Below are 18101 nucleotides of genomic sequence, written 5' to 3' on the forward strand. Positions count from 1 at the left end.
CAGGGCATAAGGCAGAAGGCTTCAAGGAAAAAGTACCCTAGGGCTAAAGGGGGTTACTTCGTCGAATTTGGTATCATTCTTTATTTTTTGAGATGAAGGAAGTGATAATCTAGATAGTGGCTACAATCTCACTTTCTTACCCCAGCGATCTCTCACGCTTGGGTTTTCCTGAGTCAGCCGATTGTCTTGGGTTCACTTTGGTTTTGTGCCAGAACAGCCACAGCTCGAACTAACTGCTCTGGCTCAAGGGGCTTGGAAACGTACCGTTGATAGCCACTGCTGAAGGCACGCTGCTGATCTTCAAGTCTGGCATAAGCCGTCAGTGCGATCGCGGGAATTTGTCCCCCTTTTTCGGCTGGTAAAACACGAATCTGTTCAAGCAGGGTATAACCATCCACATCCGGCATCCCGATATCACTAATTAACACATCCGGTTGAAAGGATTTCAAATTGGCGATCACTTGGGACGCACAGGCAACAGTCAAGACTTCTGCACCATACTCCGTGAGCAATACTGTTAATAGCTCACAGGCATCAGGTTCATCATCAACAGCGAGGACTCGAATTCCGGTCAGATCGAGTTCGGGTTGGCGCAACTTTTTGATCGGCTTGATTTGCGGTTGAGCATTCAACAGTGGCAACCTTACCGTAAAGGTGGCTCCGAACCCTTCACCGGGACTGTCTGCCGTGATCATGCCGCCGTGAGCCTCAACTAACTGGCGGACAATCGTTAATCCTAGCCCCAATCCTCCATACTTGCGAGTAATCGAGGCATCTTCCTGCCGGAACGATTCAAAGATGTAGGGGAGAAAGTCAGGGTTGATGCCTTTACCCGTGTCCCTCAGCGTAATTTCTCCTTGATTGTCAACTCGTTTGAGCCAGATCTCTACTCGTCCACCATTGGGAGTGAATTTGATGGCGTTGGACAGCAAGTTCCAGACAATTTGCTGCAGTCGGGCGGCATCACCAGACACTTGTCCAATGTTGGGTAATGCGCTATGAAGTGAGATGGATTTAGCCACGGCTGTCGTCCGCACCGTATCAATCGCCGCTTCAATCACAGAGGATAGATTGACGGAGGTCATATCCAGGCTAAGTTTGCCACGCAGAATTTTGGCGATATCCAGCAGGTCATCAATCAGTTGAATCTGTAAATTGGCATTCCGTTCAATGGTGGCGAGGGCTTCGGCAGTTTTGGCTTCGTCAAATTTACGAATTTGTAACAACTTTGTCCAACCCAGGATGGGGTTCAGGGGTGTTCGCAACTCGTGGGAAAGGATAGCCAGAAATTCATCTTTGATACGGTTGGCACGTTCGGCGGCTTCTCGTGCGGCTTGTTCTTGCTCAAGGAGTTGTTCTCGTTGGGCTTCGACTTGTTTTTGCTTAGTGATATCTAACACCGTGCCAATGAAGCGTCGCGGATTTCCGGCGGGATCAAAATAAACTTGCCCTTTTGCCTTAATCCAGCGTTCAATACCATCCTGAATGCCAATGGTGCGATATTCCACATCATAGTCACCGCCGTTGGCTGGGTTAACAGACCCCTGTATTACCTGTTCCACTCGTTGGCGATCATCGGGATGTAGTCCCTCAAAAAATGTCTCAATGCTGATTTTGGCTTCGGGGGGTAAACCAAACATGGCTTTGCAACCTGCATCCCAAGTTAGCTGATTGGTGGTCAGATTCCAATCCCACGTTCCCAACTGGGCGGACTCGATCGCTAGGCGAAGGCGGTCTTCACTCTCTTTGAGGGCGGTTTCTGCTTGCTTGCGATCGCTGATATCACTCACTACTCCCACTAGACGTAGTGGTGTTCCATCCAACGCTACATCGAGTTGCCCACTCAGTTCAATCCACCGCCACTGACCATCATTGCGCCGCCGAATGCGACAGATCAAATGAAAGAGGTTGTTGCTTTTGATTCCCTCAGCTAAAGCCCATTCAAAAGTCTCGCGGTCTTCTGGATGAATCACGCTTTCCATAAACTCAGCTTTGCCCAGGGTCTCGTCTTCGAGAGTGTGACCGAAAATTTGGTACGTCTGGGGGTTCTCCCAGATGGCATAGTCAGTCTGGATATCCCACTCGAAGACGCCGAGTTTGGCAGCACTTGTGGCTATGTCAAGACGCTGTTGTCGTTGGTGTAATGCTTCTTCTGTCTGTTTGCGTTCAGTAATATCGGTATTTGTGCCAAACCAGCAGGAAATATTTCCGGTTTCGTCTCGGATTGGCAAGGCGCGAGACAAAAACCAGCGATACTGTCCATCTTTACCGCTTAAGGGGAAGGTATCCTCCCAGGTTTCCCCGATTTCAATACAGTTACGAAACTTTTTTACCACCCCCTCAACATAGTCTGGGTGATGCAGGTTCTGCCAGCCCCAGCCCTGCATCTGTTCTAATGTTGTCCCGGTATAATCAAACCAGCGTTGGTTGTACCAGAAGATCCAGCCGTTCTCATCTGCCATCCAAGCCAATTGAGAAATGTTATCTGCCAGAGTGCGGAAGCGTTTTTCACTCTCTTTGAGAGCTTCTTGTGCTTGTTTACGCTCACTGATATCCTTGAACAGGAGGGCGACTTGTCGTTTTTCTGGCTCTCCAATGGGAAAGGCATAAACATCAAACCAGCGATTCATCGATTCAGAGCCATTCTCAAAGCGAACGGGTTCACCGGTTAGAGCCACTGTGCCGTAAATCTCAAACCAATGGTCTTCGTGATTGGGAATCAGTTGACGTACCGTTTTACCCTCTACCTGTTCAAGTCCCGTTTGTTTCTCGAACATGGAATTGACTTCTAGGAAGCGGTAATCGACTGGTCTACCATTTTCATCGAACAGCATTTTGATGACGCAAAAGCCTTCATCGATGGATTCAAACAGTGTGCGATAGCGTTCCTCCGAGCGGCGCAGGGTTTCTTCTGCAAGTTTGCGATCGCTAATATCAGTCAGGACGCCGGGAAAGGTAATCGCATTGCCGTTTACGTCGTATTCTACCTGTCCCCGGGCGATGACCCATCGCTGTTTTCCGTCAGCATCGCGGATGCGGTACTCAGCCTCATAGTTTTCTCCGGTTGCGATCGCGCGTTCAATTCCGGCGGTGACTTGAGGACGATCTTCGGGATGAATGGCGCTCAGAAATTGATCGACTGGCAATCCTGCGGTAGCCTTGTCTGGGTCAACCCCGAACAGGTGCGCGAAGTTGCGATCACTAATCACCAGATCCTTGACGATATTCCAGCACCAAGTGTAGATCGAACCGGCTGCTAAAGCGGCTTCTATTGGAATATGGGCTTCTTGCAGAGCTTCTTCTGCTTGTTTGCGATCGCTCATATCAATGACTGAACCGATATATCCTTTAACCTCCTCTCCCAGCCCCAGTTCCTCTGCTTCGGTTTGCCCTCAATTTCTACATTCAACAGAGGTTATCCCCTTTCTCGGATGGGGTGCAGAAGCTGTTCGGCAGTATCGGCTAGTTCTCATTGTAGTACAATAATATCAAGCCTTCTCTAGTACAATTGTTGGTTTTTTGCCAAACATCATCGGTAAAACCCGCCCCTACCGCCTTGCTCCGGAAGCGCTCTCAACCCAAAGCTTTTCCAACAACTAAACTTTTGTAACGGGATCTTCCCAATTTAGCGGCAAATTGGGGCGGTTTTGTTTACAAATATTGATGTAAATGTAAAGATTTAATTATATCTATTGAGCATTATGAAATTCAAGTAACCTAATGTATATAAAAAAAGCTCGTGCAAGATCTAAAGCTGAAATTTTTCCGAAAAATCTGTGACATTAATCACAACGAAGCGTTTTAAAAATCACATCCTTTAAAGGAAACTATCACAGAATCCCGTGAGAATAATCACTATTTTTTAGGGATTAAATTACAGGAATTCCCCTAAAAATGAGAGATCATTTAACTATAACTTGGTTTATGGTCTAGATTGAGTTGAGAGTAAGCGGGGAACTAACCATGAAACTATTTGCCAATTATACGGTCAGCGAAGGAGACATAGAGCTTCTGTTAAAAGAAACAGATAACGATGGGGATGTATCCTTCGAGGAGTGGGATGCAGATGTCTTATCCCATGACTGGGAGGTGGATGCTTTTATCGAGGAATGGGATGCAGATTATCCAGTAAATGATAACAATAGGGAGATCTGGTTTAATGACTGGAAGGAGTTTGAGACAAACTTAGACGACCTGCTAATTGACTGTCGCGAATGGGAACTATAAGCTATCTCTAAAATCCAACAGCTTCCCATTGATTTTTGTCTCTGACTTGATGAACCCAATTACCCAATTTATTAGGGGCATTACCCTGAACTCAATTCCTAATAATTAACAGCTTCTTGCCGTTAATCTTAATTCCTTAATACCGTAAAGAACCCTACCTTCATTTTACAGGTTAGGGGAGGGCGGGTTGGGCAAATAGATTTATAAAACACAATTAAGCGCCTCTCACCCGCCCCGAAAAGCTCCTAAATACTTGTTGTATATGCAGGAGCGCCATACATAAGCGCCATACATATAGGAACAAGGTACTCGCGTCTGGACACTGGGGAGTTACCTCGCCATTTTTAATAGCAAAATCTCCGCTCAAACAGGGTTAGAGTGGAGTTCCAACCTTATAGGTTTCCCCTTGTACGCTTACCAAATCTCCTTCAACTAATTTACGTCCGCGCCGAGTTTCGATGATACCATTAACGGTCACATCACCTTCTTGAATCATCAGTTTGGCTTCGCCACCTGTGGACGCGATACCTACCCACTTGAGGAACTGATCTAACTTAATGGTTTGGATGGAGCTGGTCATGCCAAAATAGACAAATCGCTGATCTCGAAGTCAGGTTAGGCAGTTGCAGATTTATCAGTTTCCGCCTTAGATGCTGATTCTACCTGATCGGACTGGACAAAGTTTAGCGAGGCAGAATTTAGACAGTAACGCTGACCCGTTGGTGCTGGTCCATCATTAAATACATGACCTAAGTGAGCATCACAAGCTGCACAGAGGATCTCAGTACGACGCATCCACAAAGTATTATCCGCTTCATATTTGACGTTTTCTTCATCAATCGGTGCCCAAAAACTGGGCCACCCTGTCCCAGAATCATATTTGGTTTTGGATGTGAACAAAACATTGCCACAGCAGACACATTTATAGATTCCCGGCTGCTTGTTGTCGTGATACTCTCCGGTAAAGGCGCGTTCTGTTCCCTTCTGTCGGGTCACTTTGTATTGTTCTGGGGTAAGCTGTTGTTTCCAATCAGCGTCACTCTTTTGTACTTTCTGAATCATGGTTTCAGGTTCCTTAACTATGCGAATATCAGCTTAAATTCAAGGGGGTGTAGGGGGAGAGGAAGAATGGAGATTATCCTCTCTTGGCTCATCCTACCCAATCTAATCCTATCGTCACATCCTCCTGCCCATCTTGAGCTACACCGAAGAAAAACTAGCAAGTTGTGAGTCCAATGAAAACCCACAACTTAAATCTCTACTATTCTCTTCCTGCTTTCTCCACCGTGCTTAAAAGCAAATGCTGTTAACACTAAGATGGTGGCGTGGAAGAAGCGTTGAGCGGATAAGGGATGCGGCTAGGAAGGCAAATTATTGCTCGCATAAGCATCCATCCTGTAAGCTGGGGTGCGATCGCTGTAATTTGTCTCGATCCCTGTGATCGACTCTGCTAGCTGCTCAAAGGACTCACAACGCCAGTTGCGATCGTGGATTGGCTTGCTCTGTTCGCCTCGGAAGTAAGCCTGAGTCCCTAATACAGCAACGGCAACCCAACCCACGAAAAACAATGACACTAAGATAAGCATTGGGCTAATCATAATCGTTCCCCTTTGTTTAGCAATTTTGTAAATTTATATTACTCATAATGTAACGGATTATTACAAAACGTATCTGTGACTTGACTCTGGTGTAGGTGTGATGATAATCACTATCCCCAACCCATTTTTTCTATGGCTGTGAATGAATTAACAACAGAAGTCTTAGTTGTCGGTGGTGGTACAGGTGGCACGAGTGCGGCAATCCAAGCGGCACGTCGAGGCGTCAAAACAATTCTAGTCAGTGAGTTTTCCTGGCTAGGAGGAATGCTGACGACAGCCGGTGTCTGTGCGCCCGATGGCAATGAATTAGCCGCGTGGCAAACGGGGTTATGGGGCGCATTTTTGCGAGAACTTCAACAGCGACAGCCCGGAGGACTCGATCATGGGTGGGTGAGTTTGTTTACCTACCACCCTAGAATTGGCGCTCAAGTCTTTGCAGATTGGGTTCAAGCATTGCCTAACCTAAAGTGGATTGCTGGACAAACGCCGTTAGCGGTATTGAAAGCAGGGGATTGTGTAACTGGGGTGCGATTTGCTGATGTTGTGATTAACGCCAAAGTCACCCTAGACGCCACGGAATTGGGAGATGTGCTGGAATTAGCCGAGATTCCCTATCGCTGGGGTTGGGAGTCGCGCACTCACTTTGGTGAACCGAGTGCGCCTGTTTCCTTCAATGACTTGACTCAACGCTATCCAGTTCAAGCACCAACCTGGGTTGTCATCCTCAAAGATTTTGGCACCGATACAGCCCCGGAAATTCCGCCCCCACCTCAATACAGCCCAGAACAGTTTGTCGGGGCGTTGGAAGGCTATGGGGTGGAATCCTTTCTCAATTACGGACGCTTACCTGGGGGACTGTTTATGCTGAATTGGCCCCAATATGGCAATGATTATGGTGAGGGAGTTGGGCGCTTAGTGGAATCGGATGCATCCCGACAGCAGTTTCTCCAGGAAGCCCTTTGGCACACTCAAGGCTTTGCTAGTTTTATTCAATCTCAACTGGGACGGCGTTATGGTTTAGCCGATAATAGTTTCCCAGAGGCGTCCCTCGGTGGTGGGGCTTACGCCCTACATCCTTACTATCGAGAAAGTCGGCGTCTGGTGGGAGTGGTGACGTTGAAAGAACAAGATATTTTACCGATAGTAGGGGGTCAAGTTGCGCCTTTGCCCGTCGATGCATCAGGGGCTTTTACCGGAATTGCTGTGGGCAATTATGCCAATGACCATCATTATCCTGGTTTTACCTTTCCCTTAGCCCCAAAATCGATCCGTTGGGGAGGACGTTGGACGGGAACACCGTTTACGATTCCTTATGGTTGCCTTTTACCTGTGTTAATGGATGGTTTATTGGTCTGTGATAAAGATACTTCTGTCTCTCACATTGCCAATGGTTCGACAAGGTTGCAACCTGTGGTGATGAATCTAGGTCAAGCCGCAGGAATGGCGGCTGCGCTGTGTGTGGAACTTGCCTGTCAACCGAGGGAGTTACCCATCCGGCGTATTCAAGAGGCATTGTTGGGCGATGCTATTGCCCCTGCGGCTATGATTCCCTTATTCAACAAATCCCTTGATCATCCAGATTGGCAGTACTGGCAACGTTATTACTTGGATAATCCAGAAGAGTATCCCAGTTCTGGGATGGTTGAGGAGCCGGGGGAGCTTGTCGAGACGTTGCGGTGGAAGGTTTGGGAACATAGAAGCACAGGAGAATCTTCCCAATCACCAATCACCAATCACCAATCCCATGCCTTAATCTATTTCACTGGCATATTCCAACGCCGTGCTGACCAGGATTACATTATTACCCTGAGCGAACCTGAAAGTTATGGGGGTCAAATTTGGATGTTGATTACGACACAATCTGATGTTAACCAGCAACTCCAGCATTATCCTCATCAGCAACAGCTACAAGGGTGGGGACGTTTTAATCCGGCGGGAAACTGGTTGCTGGTAAACAGTTTGCACTGATCAGCAATCAGTCTCCAAACATGGATGGGTATAACCATTGGGTCAACTTAAGCGCCAAAAGCAGGGATTGTAGAGACGTAGCATGCTACGTCTCTTAGCAATGTAAAGACACGATGCCAGAAGCGTCTGGGAACTGGAACAATTTGAAGACAAACTCGCTAGTGTACCATTAATCTTCACACAATCCACATTAACTCTGGCAGGAATTTTTCCTGAACCCTGAGTAAAAAGTCCGTAACAGGGACTAGAAACCCTGACACGGACATCTGCTATGCGCTTTTACACTTGTGTTACTTTAGTGAGCCTGCTTACGCTCTCATTTGCTGTCCATGCTCATGATAGTCGCGATCGCTCGGTCTCACTTTTTCAGTCTACTCCTGCCCACTCGCTGTTGTCTCTAGTCAAAACTGGAGATGCTGGTCCTCAAAGTCCTGAGACCAATCGCGGTGGACAACGGCGTTTCTTTACCTCCCAAGATACCTTCGTGCCCCAGATTTGTCACCGGGGTAGTGGACGGCGCGAATTTACTTGGGCATAGGCAGTAAGTGCCATTTGATATAATATATACTTTCCTGGAAGAATTTTACCCCCTAGTTGTGACCCACCCAGGGGGTCTTCCAGTTGGCGGTATCTCCTAGGTTGTTTATAATCCAGTCTATAATCTAAGGAGAATTTAGACTTTAATATTAGGGTGCTTTAAGTAAGCGCATGTTTTGCTTCTTGAGTTGGACTCGCTGGTTTAGGTGAAGCCGTGGGTTCGCCATTACCTTTATTCTTTTGTACCCATGCGATGTGACCGCTCCCTAAAATGACTAATCATCTCGATCTGATCAAAAGCCTCAGCCCCAGCGCCATGGATCAGATTATGATATATCTGGCTTTCAGCGCAATGAGAACCAGTGGACACCGACATGGGGCGTTTCTAGATGCGGCAGCAACGGCTGCTAAATGTGCGATTTACACGACCTATTTGGAACAGGGTGAAAATATCCGGATGACCGGACATCTACACCATATTGAGCCAAAACGGGTCAAGGTTATTGTTGAAGAAGTTCGACAGGCATTAACAGAAGGAAAACTGCTGAAGATGCTGGGGTCTCAAGAACCCCGCTATTTGATTCAGTTTCCTTATGTGTGGATGGATCAGTATCCCTGGCAACCGGGGCGATCGCGGATTTCTGGCACTAGCCTGCACAGGGAAGAAAAACGCATCATTGAGGAAAAATTACCGGATCATCTCCCCGATGCCCAGGTGGTCAGTTCTTTACAGTTTATGGAATTGATTGAGTTTCTGCACAGCCGTTCTCAGGAAGATTTACCTCCGGAACGACAAGCGCCTCTTTCTGAAGCCATGGCAGAACATATCAAACGACGCTTACTGTATTCGGGAACAGTGACGCGCATTGATTGTCCATGGGGTTTACCCTATTATGCCCTGACCAGTGCATCTTATTCGCCCGTAGATGGCAAAGAACGTACCTACACGGTGGTGGAGGATACGGCGCAGTATTTCCGGTTGATGAAAGAGTGGGCAGAACGTCAGCAGCATGTGATGCGGGTTTTGGAGGAGTTGGATATTCCACCGGAAAATATTGACCAAGCGATAACGGAACTTGATGAAATTATTCGCGCTTGGGCGGATAAATATCATCGAGATGATGGTCAACCGATGGTTTTACAAATGGTGTTTGGTCGGCAACTGGAATAGTTATTTGTCCTTTGTCATTAGTTATTTGTCCTTGGTTTTTTAACTGAGGACTTTTCTATGACTCCGGATAAAAGGTGAGGAAAACTATCCAGGTAATCCCATGATACTGTGCCAGATGATGACAAAAAGGATAGCCGCGATCGCACCAATTAATGTATTGATAAAATTCACGACTTCGTTGGTCATCCATTCGACCTGAGATTGCCAGGTGGCACCAATCACACTTTCCAAGTTGGTGGCAATAAAGGCAGCGAATACACAAAACCAGACTTCTGTCAAGTCTATGAAGCCAACGCCCCAACCCAGAAACGCGATCACAGCCGAGGCGACAGCCCCGGCTAAGGTTCCTTCTAGACTGACGGCGCCTTCGGTTCCGGGGGAGACGGGTTGTAAAGTGGTGATTAAAAAGGTGCGCTTACCGTAGGCTTTACCCACCTCACTGGCGGTAGTATCAGAAAGCTTAGTGGCGAAACTAGCGACAAAACCCAGTAGGAGGAAACTGCGATAGGGTTCATCCAGGAAAAGAACGCCCACCGCGCAAAGCGTACCCGTTAAAGCTGAACCCCACACATTTTCCGGTCCTCTAGCGCCCGAACGCTTTTCAGCAATCCCCGCCGCTTCTTTTTGTGCCATACCGATGCGGGTAACAGCAGAACCGACAAGAAAATAAACCATCACAATCAGATACCCTTGCCAGCCTAATGTCCCCCAAATCACAATTCCCAACGCCCCGGCGTGGAGAAGTCCAGCCGGGGTGAGGAGTTGCTTGGGGATCACCCACGCGATCGCTAATAATATTGTATTTAAGAGGACGGCAATCAGCCAAGGATTAAGAGAATTGAGTGTTGCAAGCATTACTAAGTTTTGAGTTTGATTGTGTAGGGGCGGGTTTTATTACTATCGTTTCTTACCTCACAAGGGATGTAACTCGCGCCCGCCCTGAGTGAGTGCTTTGAGTTTTGTGTCAGGGCGGATTTTACTATTATCGTTTCTGATAACCCAGATGCGACTAAACCCGCCCAGACCCCACAATGGCATATATTAAGGGTTAAGAGGATGTTTCCGGGTGTATAGTAGGCAACAGTTTTTGGTATGCAATCGATGCATAACTGTTTAGGATAATTATCGGATTAGGCAAAACTTAAATTAATAGCGATGAATCCCATTCTCTTCCATTTAGCATTTCCCGTTAGTGATATTGAGCAAACCAAAGATTATTATGGCAGAGGACTCGGCTGTGATATTGGGCGAGAAACCCGTCAAGCGGTCATTTTAAACTTATATGGGCATCAACTGGTAGCCCACCTCACCAATGAACCCTTAACACCACAACGGGGAATTTATCCGCGTCACTTTGGTTTAATTTTTACCGCAGAAGCCGATTGGCAAGCTTTATGCGATCGCGCCCAACAGCAGCAGCTTCAATTCTATCAGCAACCGAAGCGACGCTTTCCAGGTGATGTGACTGAACATCGCACTTTTTTCTTACAAGACCCATTTTATAATTTAATGGAGTTTAAATTTTATGCTCATCCAGAGGCAATTTTTGGTAGTCACGAGTTAGCCGCGATCGGCGATGGGTGATTTGTCATTTGTCAATCATTAAAATAGGGCTAAAGCCCTTACTACAAACTACGAGGCTAATTTGCCTTCTGAATCTGATAAAAGGGTTCTGATAAAGCAGAAGCTACCGCTTGCATACTGTGGGAATTTATCACCATACAAGCATGGGCAAGAACTGAAACTTTCACATTTTTACCCACGGGCATTTGTGAACTATTACCCGGAATAATAATAAAATCCCACGGTGTCCAAATTGATGTAAAATTAAGGCGTTCTAACATTTGGACATCTCGGTTTAAATCCTCTATTAAAGGACTTCCTGGACGCATTTGTACGCAGGCGCGACGGTTCAATAGGTAGGCTAACCAGGTGCCGTGATGGGGGGCGGCAATGGTAATATAACGCTGCACTCGGTTAATTCCACCTAATCGCTGGACATAATAGCGGGTGACAAGTCCCCCCATGCTTAAACCGACTAAATCAATGGGTTGGTTTGGGGGAAATGTTTGGTTGATAAAATCGGCTAATTGGGCTGCCATTTCGTCTAAACCCAATGTAGCATTATTGGGTTTAAGGTCAATACTATAAACAGAAAAACCTTTTTTTTGGAGGTAGGGAGAGAGTTTGCGGAAAACCGATGAGGTGCGGAAAATACCGTGAACGAGAACAACTGGGTTTGTCATTTGTCATACTCAAGGAAGCCAGAAACAAGCTACGTCATTTGCTAGGAACAGGGAACAGGTAACTCATAATAGTGTTTTCTGCTATCTTCTCCCCTCTACTTTATCAAACGTTTTCTCTAAGATATTCAATCCCTCTGCGTACTCTGCGGAACCCTCTGCGTACTCTGCGTTAAAAATAGACAATTGTATCCATTCATGGCGTTACACTGGGCGCAAGGATGGTGCCCCTACAATATAAATAATTTCAGTATCATTCATCTTAAAATTGATTTGTCGAGATTAACCTATAAAAATGATAACAGCCGTTCAAGTTGCGATCGCGGGGGAGGCTGCTGAACCCGCCGTGTCTGAGTTGATGGGGATTCCGGGTTTGTCCGTGTCTTATGAAGCCCAAACTCAAAAGGAGGGAACCCTAGCCGTAATTGCTACAATTGTCGGCATTGCTGGCGGAATCGTGGCGCTAGCCGAACAAATTCGCAAGTGGTATCAGGAATGGAAGCAATCCCAGTCAGGACAAACCTTTGATGTGGTGATTCAAAGTCCCACTGGGCGAATTGTCCTGGAGGAAGCCACAATTGAGGAAATTTGTCAAGTCCTAAAAGCCTTGGAACCGTAATTGTGCAAACCCTCTATATCAAATTAACCGACATTGACGGCGATTATGCCCAACTCCGCTATTGTTGGGGTCAACCGGGAGGGTATGAATCTCAAGACTTGGATTTGGGAATCATCCAGGATTTGATTCAGCAGGCGCGGCGAGACTATTATATGCCACTGCCGGACTTGGTGGGGATGGGTCAACGGCTGTTCTTTTGGCTGGATGGAGACGGGCGCTGGTTGAGTCGGGGGATTCAGGGGTGTCGCGGTTCCGGGTTGATGTTGGCAATTCAGACGGGACAGAAGTTGGCGCATTTACCCTGGGAAGTCTTGCATGATGGGCAGACGTTTTTAGTGCAGCGGGTGAATCCCGTGGTTGTCCCCATGCGTTGGGTGGATCATCCAGGGGAGGTGGGGGATACAGAGGCGCGTCCCTTGCGGGTGCTGTTTATGGCGACTGCCCCCCAGGGGGTTACACCCGCGTTGGATTTTGAGCAGGAGGAGGGGACAATTTTACGGGATACCGCTGATTATCCCATAACCTTGCGCGTGGAGGAAAGTGGCTGTGTGGCGGAGTTGGGGAAGCTGTGGGGGCGGTATCGGGAACCCTTTGATGTGTTCCATTTGACGGGTCATGCTTCGATTAATCAGACGGAACCCTATTTTATTACCGAGACAGAAACCGGGGAACCCTTGCAGGCAAAGGCGGCGGAGATTGCCGAGGCGTTACAGTTTCGCTTTCCGCCCTTGGTGTTTTTATCCGGATGTCGCACTGGGGAGGCGGGGAATCAGGGGGCGATTTCCTCATTGGCGGAGGCGTTGATTGGTTATGGGGCGAAGGCGGTATTGGGTTGGGGGCGCCCGGTGACGGATACGGGGGCGACGGTGGCGGCGGCGTATTTGTATGGACGATTGGCGGCGGGGTTTCAGGTGGCTGAGGCGCTGGCGAGTACCTATCAGCAGTTGTTGAAAGATAAAATAGCAGATTGGCATTTATTACGGTTATATAGTCAAGGAGAATGTCCCGGCGCGTTGGTGGAACCCTTGGGGGATGAGCCGTGGTGTACGCCAGAACCCGCCTATAGTCAATTTTTAGACCCCAGAACCCAGTTAATTCGGGTGGCGACAGCCCAGGAATTTGTCGGGCGGCGGCGGGTATTACAGCGCTGTTTGCGGATGCTGCGGAGTGCGGGGAATTTGGGCGTGTTGATGTATGGCTTGGGGGGTGTGGGGAAGAGTAGCGTGGCGGCGCGATTGTTGGAGAGGTTGGTGGGATATGACCGAATTGTGGTTTATCGGGGATTGGATGAGGATAAACTGGTGCGGCTATTCTCGGAACAATGTACGTCGGAGGCGGGGTTGGAGATATTGCAGGGGAAATTACCCCTGATGCAGCGATTGACTAAGTTTTTCCAGGCGGGATTAAATCAGCTGCAGCAACGGTTTGTCCTGGTGTTGGATGATTTTGAGGCAAATCTGGAAATGCGCGGGGATGGGGTGGCGGTATTAAAGCCAGAGGTGGTGGATGTGTTGCAGGCGCTGCTGAAGGGGATGGTGAATTCTAAGTTACCCCATCGGGTGATGATTACCAGTCGCCATGACTTTAGCTTAGGGGATGTCATGGTGAATCGTCGCCTGCATCGAGAACCCTTGGCGGGGTTACAGGGGGCGGATTTAGCCAAGAAATATACCCGGTTGGCGGCGTTTAGTCGGGAGTCTCAGGTAGAAGCGGCGATACAGGAGAAGGCGAAGCAGGTAGCGGATGGGAATCCGCGTCTGTTGGAGTGGTTGAATCAGATTTTGGAAAATGAACAGGTGGATGGGGAGGTGATTCTCCAGCAGATGCAGGGGAAAGCCGCAGAGTTTCGCGAGAGTATTTTAGCTGAGGAGTTGTTGAAACAGCAGCCATCTGGGGTGAGGCAAATCTTGGGGATAGGGTTAGTGTATGAGTTACCGGTGCCTTATCCGGCGATGGAGGCGGTTTGTCAGGGGATTGGGAATTTTGATAATGGGGTGCAACGGGCAAAAAGTTTGGGGTTGTTGGAGGTGAGTGAGTTTCAGGGGGAGGAGTCTTATCGGGTGTCGCGGATTTTGGCACCGTTATTGGAGATTCCGGAAGAGAGGGAGGATTTGGCTAAAACAGCGGCACAAACCCTGTATGACTTATGGTTAGATAAAAACCAAAGTGTAACAATATTTCATTTACAGGAAGCTCATCAACTGGCGTTGCAAAGCCAAGATGAATCGTTAGCCGATGAGATCTACAGGAAGTGGATTGAATATTACCAATCTCTTCCTAACTATGGGCGGCTTGATTTTACTAATCCCCTAAATTCAATGTATCTTGACTTCATATAATTTTGGCTTTTTGGAGAAGATTACTAACCTCTCAATATTATCCATTTCTAAATTTCCAAAAGAGAGAAATCGAGAAAGCCATTTCTCTGTATCAGCAATCGTTGGAACTCGATAGGCGGATTGGGGATGTGCAAGGGGAAGCGGCGACGTTAGTTATGCTGGGACAACTCTTAGCCGATGAGAAAGGAGAGGTTGAAACCGCGATTGACTATTTGCAGCAATCTTTGGCTATCTTTCAGCACCTGAAATCCCCCGATGCGGAGACGGTTAGGGAAATGTTGGATGAGGTGAGGCGGATGTAGGTTCTGCAACGGTATCCAGAAGCGTCCGCGTAGGGGCTTGGTTTCCAAGCCCGTACAGGTGGGGAAGTGGTGTTGAGTTGTCGCTAAATACGGTAATAAGTATCCCCCCTAGCCCCCCTTTGAAAGGGGGGAACAAGAAATTGTCTGCTTTGAGAACCAGAAATTGCACTTTTTGTCAGGAGTGAACCAGAAATTAAGCCAAGTCATTTAAGGGGACAATAAAACATCAATCAAAATCCCCCTTTGAATAAATCAATCAAAGTCCCCCTTAAAAAGGGGGATTTAGGGGGATCTCAACCTTAATCGCGTAGTCATACGCTTAAATCAACTCCAATTACTGTTAAAGGTTACTCGGATTGAATCTGTTTAGATTATCTAGATGCTGTAGGCTATTCGGATAGTATTATTTGGCTAATGAAGGGATACCGTTAGGACTTTTTGCCAGGGAAAGCAGTCAATCGAATTAACCAGAGTCTATAGGCGCGCACCTTCTCCGATTATACTGTTTATTGAATCATAGAAACCGTTTTTTTGTCAACCCGTTTAATCCGAATTAATTGACTTTTCACAGGAAATCATCAAACCTGCGAATCGGGGCGGGTTTAGTCGCATCCCTTGTGCAACCGAAGAGATAATCGTGAAACCCGCCCCTACAGGGAAACCTGTCAAGTTTATTTCACCATTTTAGCTGTGTCAAAATTAATCTCTGTCGTGAGAATAAGCCTAACAATTCATACCCGATACATTGAGGCTCATCTTCCCGCATCCTGCTTTAATTCTTAGCCGGAATAAAATTATCATGGAGACTGACTAACCCATCCCCATAGATAACTTTAATTTCATGCTCACGTCCATCTTCCCCAGAAAGGGTATAAATAAACTGCTGACGCTCAGACTCTAAGCCCGTAAACTGATAATTGAGTGAGTCCAAAGAGAATAAGTCCTCATATTTTGATTGAATCGCCTTCAAATCCTCTTGACCAAACCAGGTTTCCTCAAGATTTAAAACTTTGCCCAGCTTCTCAAGATCTTGGCTTTGAATGGCATCAACATACCGTTCAACCAAACGATTCGCGTAAACGGAATAGAACAAAAATGGGTCATCTAAGCGAATGGTTTGATCTTGATAAACAGCAATCGACTTACTCATCCCGCCAGGGGTAGAGATGCGGTAATTAAAGCGTTGAATCGGCATTTTATCGCCTGTTTCCCCCAATTCTTCAACACCCAGACGCTCAAAGTCCGTAATCTCTTCCCCTTGGAAATAAGCTTGATAATGCTTCAGTGCTGCTTGCACATTTTCAGAGGCGCGATCGCGTTCCATCAAGTAGGGCATAAAGAACTCAACATTTTCCTGATTAATTGCCTCAATTGTGGCAGCAATTAACGCATCAGCTGCTGCGGGTGTTAGGGGTTTAGCTATTTGAGCGTCGGGAACTTGAGTTAGGGTTTCCGCTGCTACTGTTTCCCCTCGACTAGAAACTGTTTCGGCTTGAGAGCATCCAAAAAACAGAACACTGGATAGACTAATAATCAAAACAATGGACTTATTCATGCTCGAATCGGGTAAAGGGTTTAATGTCGCCAAATCTTCGTTGTTGAGGAAACTGCTACTAATAATTCTCCATCTGGACTAAACTGAATTCCGGGCAAACTAAACGTTTCTGGCACTTATAAAATAAATTTTTGTTGCGGGATATGCCAAAGTTTAATACCCAGGCGAGGAACAGGATCTGCGGTTAGTATTAAGGCTTCTATGGCTAAGGTTTCTCCATTGGGACTAAAAGCCAGAGAGTTCACTTGCTCTGTATGTCCCTTTAGCGTTAGAAATCGGCTTCCGGTGCGAGTATTCCAGAGTTTTACACTATTATCTTTATCGCTAGTGGCTAATAGTTGCCCATTGGGACTTAAGGCGATAGGATTGTGTAATCCAGGAGACGGATCAGAATTAAATACCGTCCGAATCAGTTGTCCTGTCTGAAGATTCCACACCTGAATTTTATTGGTTGTCGTTGCACTAACTAAGGTTTGTCCATCGGAACTAATAATTAAACGATTAACGATACCATTAGACGGGTTAAGGTTAAGGGTGTGTAGTCGTTTTCCAGTTTGCAGATCCCACAGGTTCACCGTTTGATCAGAACTTCCACTGGCGAGGAATTTCCCATCCAAACTAAGTGCGATCGCGTGAACCGCATAACGATGTCCTCGCAATGTCTGCACTTCTTCTGTTGTGTTCACATCCCAAATTTTAACGGTTCCCTGAGAAAGACCTGCAATAATGTGCTTATTATTCGGCGTAAATGTCACCGCATTAGCTATATCACCGGCAATATAAGTATTACCTTCAATCGGTTCTTGAGCTTGATTTCCCTCTAACCAAAAGGCTTCTGTCGCATTTCCTTGGATTAAAGTTGTGACTTTTTCTCCCGTCTGTAAGTTCCACAACGTTAAAGTACTGGTTCCACTTCCACAGGAACGTTCATAGTCATGGCTACTAATCGCTAATAGGCGACTATCAGAACTAATCGCTTGAGTAACAGTAGAAAGCAGACAAAATCGCCTATCAGGGGGATACAGGCTGTATAAATCTAGCTGATGCAACAGTTGAGCTTTGTCCCAGTTTTGGGGTTGGGAATTAGCCGTCTGTGTTGATGGGGAGATTACATTTACAGGAAGGCTAACCACAGGAAGTGGAGACATCAGCAGGGTTAGGGAAACCAAAGAGGCAATTTTAGCAAGATTCACTCTTGTCAGATGCAATCCGAGTATAAAAGGAAGGATTTGATTATTAGCTTATCTGTCTCTCCAGGGATTTAACTTCCCCCATCTGGCTCATGCTTTCGGGTAAGTCAACTTAGGGGGGCGGTTGGAAACCGCAGCTACACAAATAAAACCTGCCTGGGCGGGTTACAATGTAAGTTAGTTCTAAACGACATCGATTGATGAAACCTAGCCAACCGGGACATTGACACTCAAAAGAGGTGAGGTGCGATCGCGAACGTCTTGAATTCGGGTTAACCTGTTTGGCAGTAATGATTTAGATGATTTTCCTTTGCTAATACTAGCCTAAAGCTGGGGAATCATTAGGACGAGT

Annotated in this window: 16 protein-coding genes; 8 read left to right on the plus strand and 8 right to left on the minus strand. The window is 46.9% G+C overall.

Going from position 1 to position 18101, the window contains the following annotated elements; genetic code table 11:
* Window positions 1-173: 173 nt before the first annotated feature.
* A complete protein-coding gene (locus RID09_RS02995; RefSeq protein ID WP_446334468.1) occupies window positions 174-3323 on the minus strand; it encodes a PAS domain-containing protein in 3150 nt (1049 codons plus the stop codon).
* Between the two features lie 640 nt (window positions 3324-3963).
* Between RID09_RS02995 and RID09_RS03000 the strand changes: the two genes are divergently transcribed.
* Window positions 3964-4227 (plus strand): hypothetical protein, encoded by a 264-nt coding sequence (locus RID09_RS03000; protein ID WP_446334469.1) that lies wholly within the window; start codon window positions 3964-3966, stop codon window positions 4225-4227.
* 373 nt (window positions 4228-4600) lie between these two features.
* Here RID09_RS03000 and RID09_RS03005 read toward each other — a convergent pair whose 3' ends face one another.
* From RID09_RS03005 to RID09_RS03015, 3 genes are all read right to left on the minus strand, one after another.
* Window positions 4601-4807, minus strand: coding sequence for an RNA-binding S4 domain-containing protein (locus tag RID09_RS03005; protein WP_446334470.1), 207 nt, complete (start codon window positions 4805-4807; stop codon window positions 4601-4603).
* A 35-nt stretch (window positions 4808-4842) separates the two neighbouring features.
* Window positions 4843-5289 (minus strand): peptide-methionine (R)-S-oxide reductase MsrB, encoded by a 447-nt coding sequence (gene msrB / locus RID09_RS03010; protein ID WP_446334471.1) that lies wholly within the window; start codon window positions 5287-5289, stop codon window positions 4843-4845.
* Window positions 5290-5585: 296 nt separating this feature from the next.
* Window positions 5586-5813, minus strand: coding sequence for a photosystem II protein, Psb35-related (locus RID09_RS03015; RefSeq protein ID WP_446334509.1), 228 nt, complete (start codon window positions 5811-5813; stop codon window positions 5586-5588).
* A gap of 144 nt (window positions 5814-5957) precedes the next feature.
* Here RID09_RS03015 and RID09_RS03020 point away from each other — a divergent pair, with 144 nt between their 5' ends.
* The 3 genes from RID09_RS03020 to hetR all read left to right on the plus strand — a co-directional run bounded on the left by RID09_RS03020 (window position 5958) and on the right by hetR (window position 9501).
* A complete protein-coding gene (locus RID09_RS03020) occupies window positions 5958-7793 on the plus strand; it encodes an FAD-dependent oxidoreductase (protein ID WP_446334472.1) in 1836 nt (611 codons plus the stop codon).
* Window positions 7794-8064: 271 nt separating this feature from the next.
* The gene (gene patX, locus RID09_RS03025; RefSeq protein WP_446334473.1) at window positions 8065-8331 is read left to right on the plus strand and encodes a heterocyst-inhibiting protein PatX; all 267 of its coding nucleotides are present in this window, start codon (window positions 8065-8067) and stop codon (window positions 8329-8331) included.
* A gap of 270 nt (window positions 8332-8601) precedes the next feature.
* The gene (gene hetR / locus RID09_RS03030) at window positions 8602-9501 is read left to right on the plus strand and encodes a heterocyst differentiation master regulator HetR (protein WP_446334474.1); all 900 of its coding nucleotides are present in this window, start codon (window positions 8602-8604) and stop codon (window positions 9499-9501) included.
* Between the two features lie 84 nt (window positions 9502-9585).
* On the opposite strand, the gene RID09_RS03035 is transcribed toward hetR, so the two are convergent.
* A complete protein-coding gene (locus RID09_RS03035) occupies window positions 9586-10356 on the minus strand; it encodes a TIGR00297 family protein (RefSeq protein ID WP_446334475.1) in 771 nt (256 codons plus the stop codon).
* A gap of 300 nt (window positions 10357-10656) precedes the next feature.
* Here RID09_RS03035 and RID09_RS03040 point away from each other — a divergent pair, with 300 nt between their 5' ends.
* Window positions 10657-11085 (plus strand): VOC family protein, encoded by a 429-nt coding sequence (locus RID09_RS03040; protein ID WP_446334476.1) that lies wholly within the window; start codon window positions 10657-10659, stop codon window positions 11083-11085.
* 56 nt (window positions 11086-11141) lie between these two features.
* On the opposite strand, the gene RID09_RS03045 is transcribed toward RID09_RS03040, so the two are convergent.
* Window positions 11142-11747, minus strand: coding sequence for an esterase/lipase family protein (locus RID09_RS03045; protein WP_446334477.1), 606 nt, complete (start codon window positions 11745-11747; stop codon window positions 11142-11144).
* Window positions 11748-12039: 292 nt separating this feature from the next.
* On the opposite strand from RID09_RS03045, the gene RID09_RS03050 reads away from it, so the two are divergent.
* Genes RID09_RS03050 through RID09_RS03060 form a run of 3 tightly spaced genes read left to right on the plus strand, consistent with a single transcriptional unit; the run spans window position 12040 to window position 15004 of the window.
* Window positions 12040-12363, plus strand: coding sequence for a hypothetical protein (locus RID09_RS03050; RefSeq protein ID WP_446334478.1), 324 nt, complete (start codon window positions 12040-12042; stop codon window positions 12361-12363).
* A complete protein-coding gene (locus RID09_RS03055) occupies window positions 12333-14702 on the plus strand; it encodes a CHAT domain-containing protein (protein ID WP_446334479.1) in 2370 nt (789 codons plus the stop codon). The genes RID09_RS03050 and RID09_RS03055 overlap by 31 nt, the downstream gene beginning before the upstream one ends.
* A gap of 2 nt (window positions 14703-14704) precedes the next feature.
* Window positions 14705-15004 carry a tetratricopeptide repeat protein gene (locus tag RID09_RS03060; RefSeq protein WP_446334480.1) on the plus strand — a complete coding sequence of 100 codons (300 nt, stop codon included), beginning with the start codon at window positions 14705-14707 and terminating at the stop codon, window positions 15002-15004.
* A gap of 772 nt (window positions 15005-15776) precedes the next feature.
* Here the strand turns inward: RID09_RS03060 and RID09_RS03065 are convergent.
* A complete protein-coding gene (locus RID09_RS03065; RefSeq protein ID WP_446334481.1) occupies window positions 15777-16592 on the minus strand; it encodes a hypothetical protein in 816 nt (271 codons plus the stop codon).
* Window positions 16593-16675: 83 nt separating this feature from the next.
* Window positions 16676-17752: a WD40 repeat domain-containing protein gene (locus tag RID09_RS03070; RefSeq protein WP_446334482.1), complete on the minus strand. Its 1077-nt coding sequence runs from the start codon at window positions 17750-17752 to the stop codon at window positions 16676-16678.
* Between the last annotated feature and the right edge of the window lie 349 nt (window positions 17753-18101).

This window comes from Coleofasciculus sp. G1-WW12-02, assembly GCF_040219735.1.
Lineage (GTDB): Bacteria > Cyanobacteriota > Cyanobacteriia > Cyanobacteriales > Coleofasciculaceae > Coleofasciculus.

Bases quoted from the DNA above. Each gene is read 5' to 3' on its own strand.
- RID09_RS02995 (WP_446334468.1), bottom strand. From the start codon at position 3,323: ATGAGCGATCGCAAACAAGCAGAAGAAGCTCTGCAAGAAGCCCATATT.
- RID09_RS03000 (WP_446334469.1), top strand. From the start codon at position 3,964: ATGAAACTATTTGCCAATTATACGGTCAGCGAAGGAGACATAGAGCTT.
- RID09_RS03005 (WP_446334470.1), bottom strand. From the start codon at position 4,807: ATGACCAGCTCCATCCAAACCATTAAGTTAGATCAGTTCCTCAAGTGG.
- msrB (WP_446334471.1), bottom strand. From the start codon at position 5,289: ATGATTCAGAAAGTACAAAAGAGTGACGCTGATTGGAAACAACAGCTT.
- RID09_RS03015 (WP_446334509.1), bottom strand. From the start codon at position 5,813: ATGCTTATCTTAGTGTCATTGTTTTTCGTGGGTTGGGTTGCCGTTGCT.
- RID09_RS03020 (WP_446334472.1), top strand. From the start codon at position 5,958: ATGGCTGTGAATGAATTAACAACAGAAGTCTTAGTTGTCGGTGGTGGT.
- patX (WP_446334473.1), top strand. From the start codon at position 8,065: ATGCGCTTTTACACTTGTGTTACTTTAGTGAGCCTGCTTACGCTCTCA.
- hetR (WP_446334474.1), top strand. From the start codon at position 8,602: ATGACTAATCATCTCGATCTGATCAAAAGCCTCAGCCCCAGCGCCATG.
- RID09_RS03035 (WP_446334475.1), bottom strand. From the start codon at position 10,356: ATGCTTGCAACACTCAATTCTCTTAATCCTTGGCTGATTGCCGTCCTC.
- RID09_RS03040 (WP_446334476.1), top strand. From the start codon at position 10,657: ATGAATCCCATTCTCTTCCATTTAGCATTTCCCGTTAGTGATATTGAG.
- RID09_RS03045 (WP_446334477.1), bottom strand. From the start codon at position 11,747: ATGACAAACCCAGTTGTTCTCGTTCACGGTATTTTCCGCACCTCATCG.
- RID09_RS03050 (WP_446334478.1), top strand. From the start codon at position 12,040: ATGATAACAGCCGTTCAAGTTGCGATCGCGGGGGAGGCTGCTGAACCC.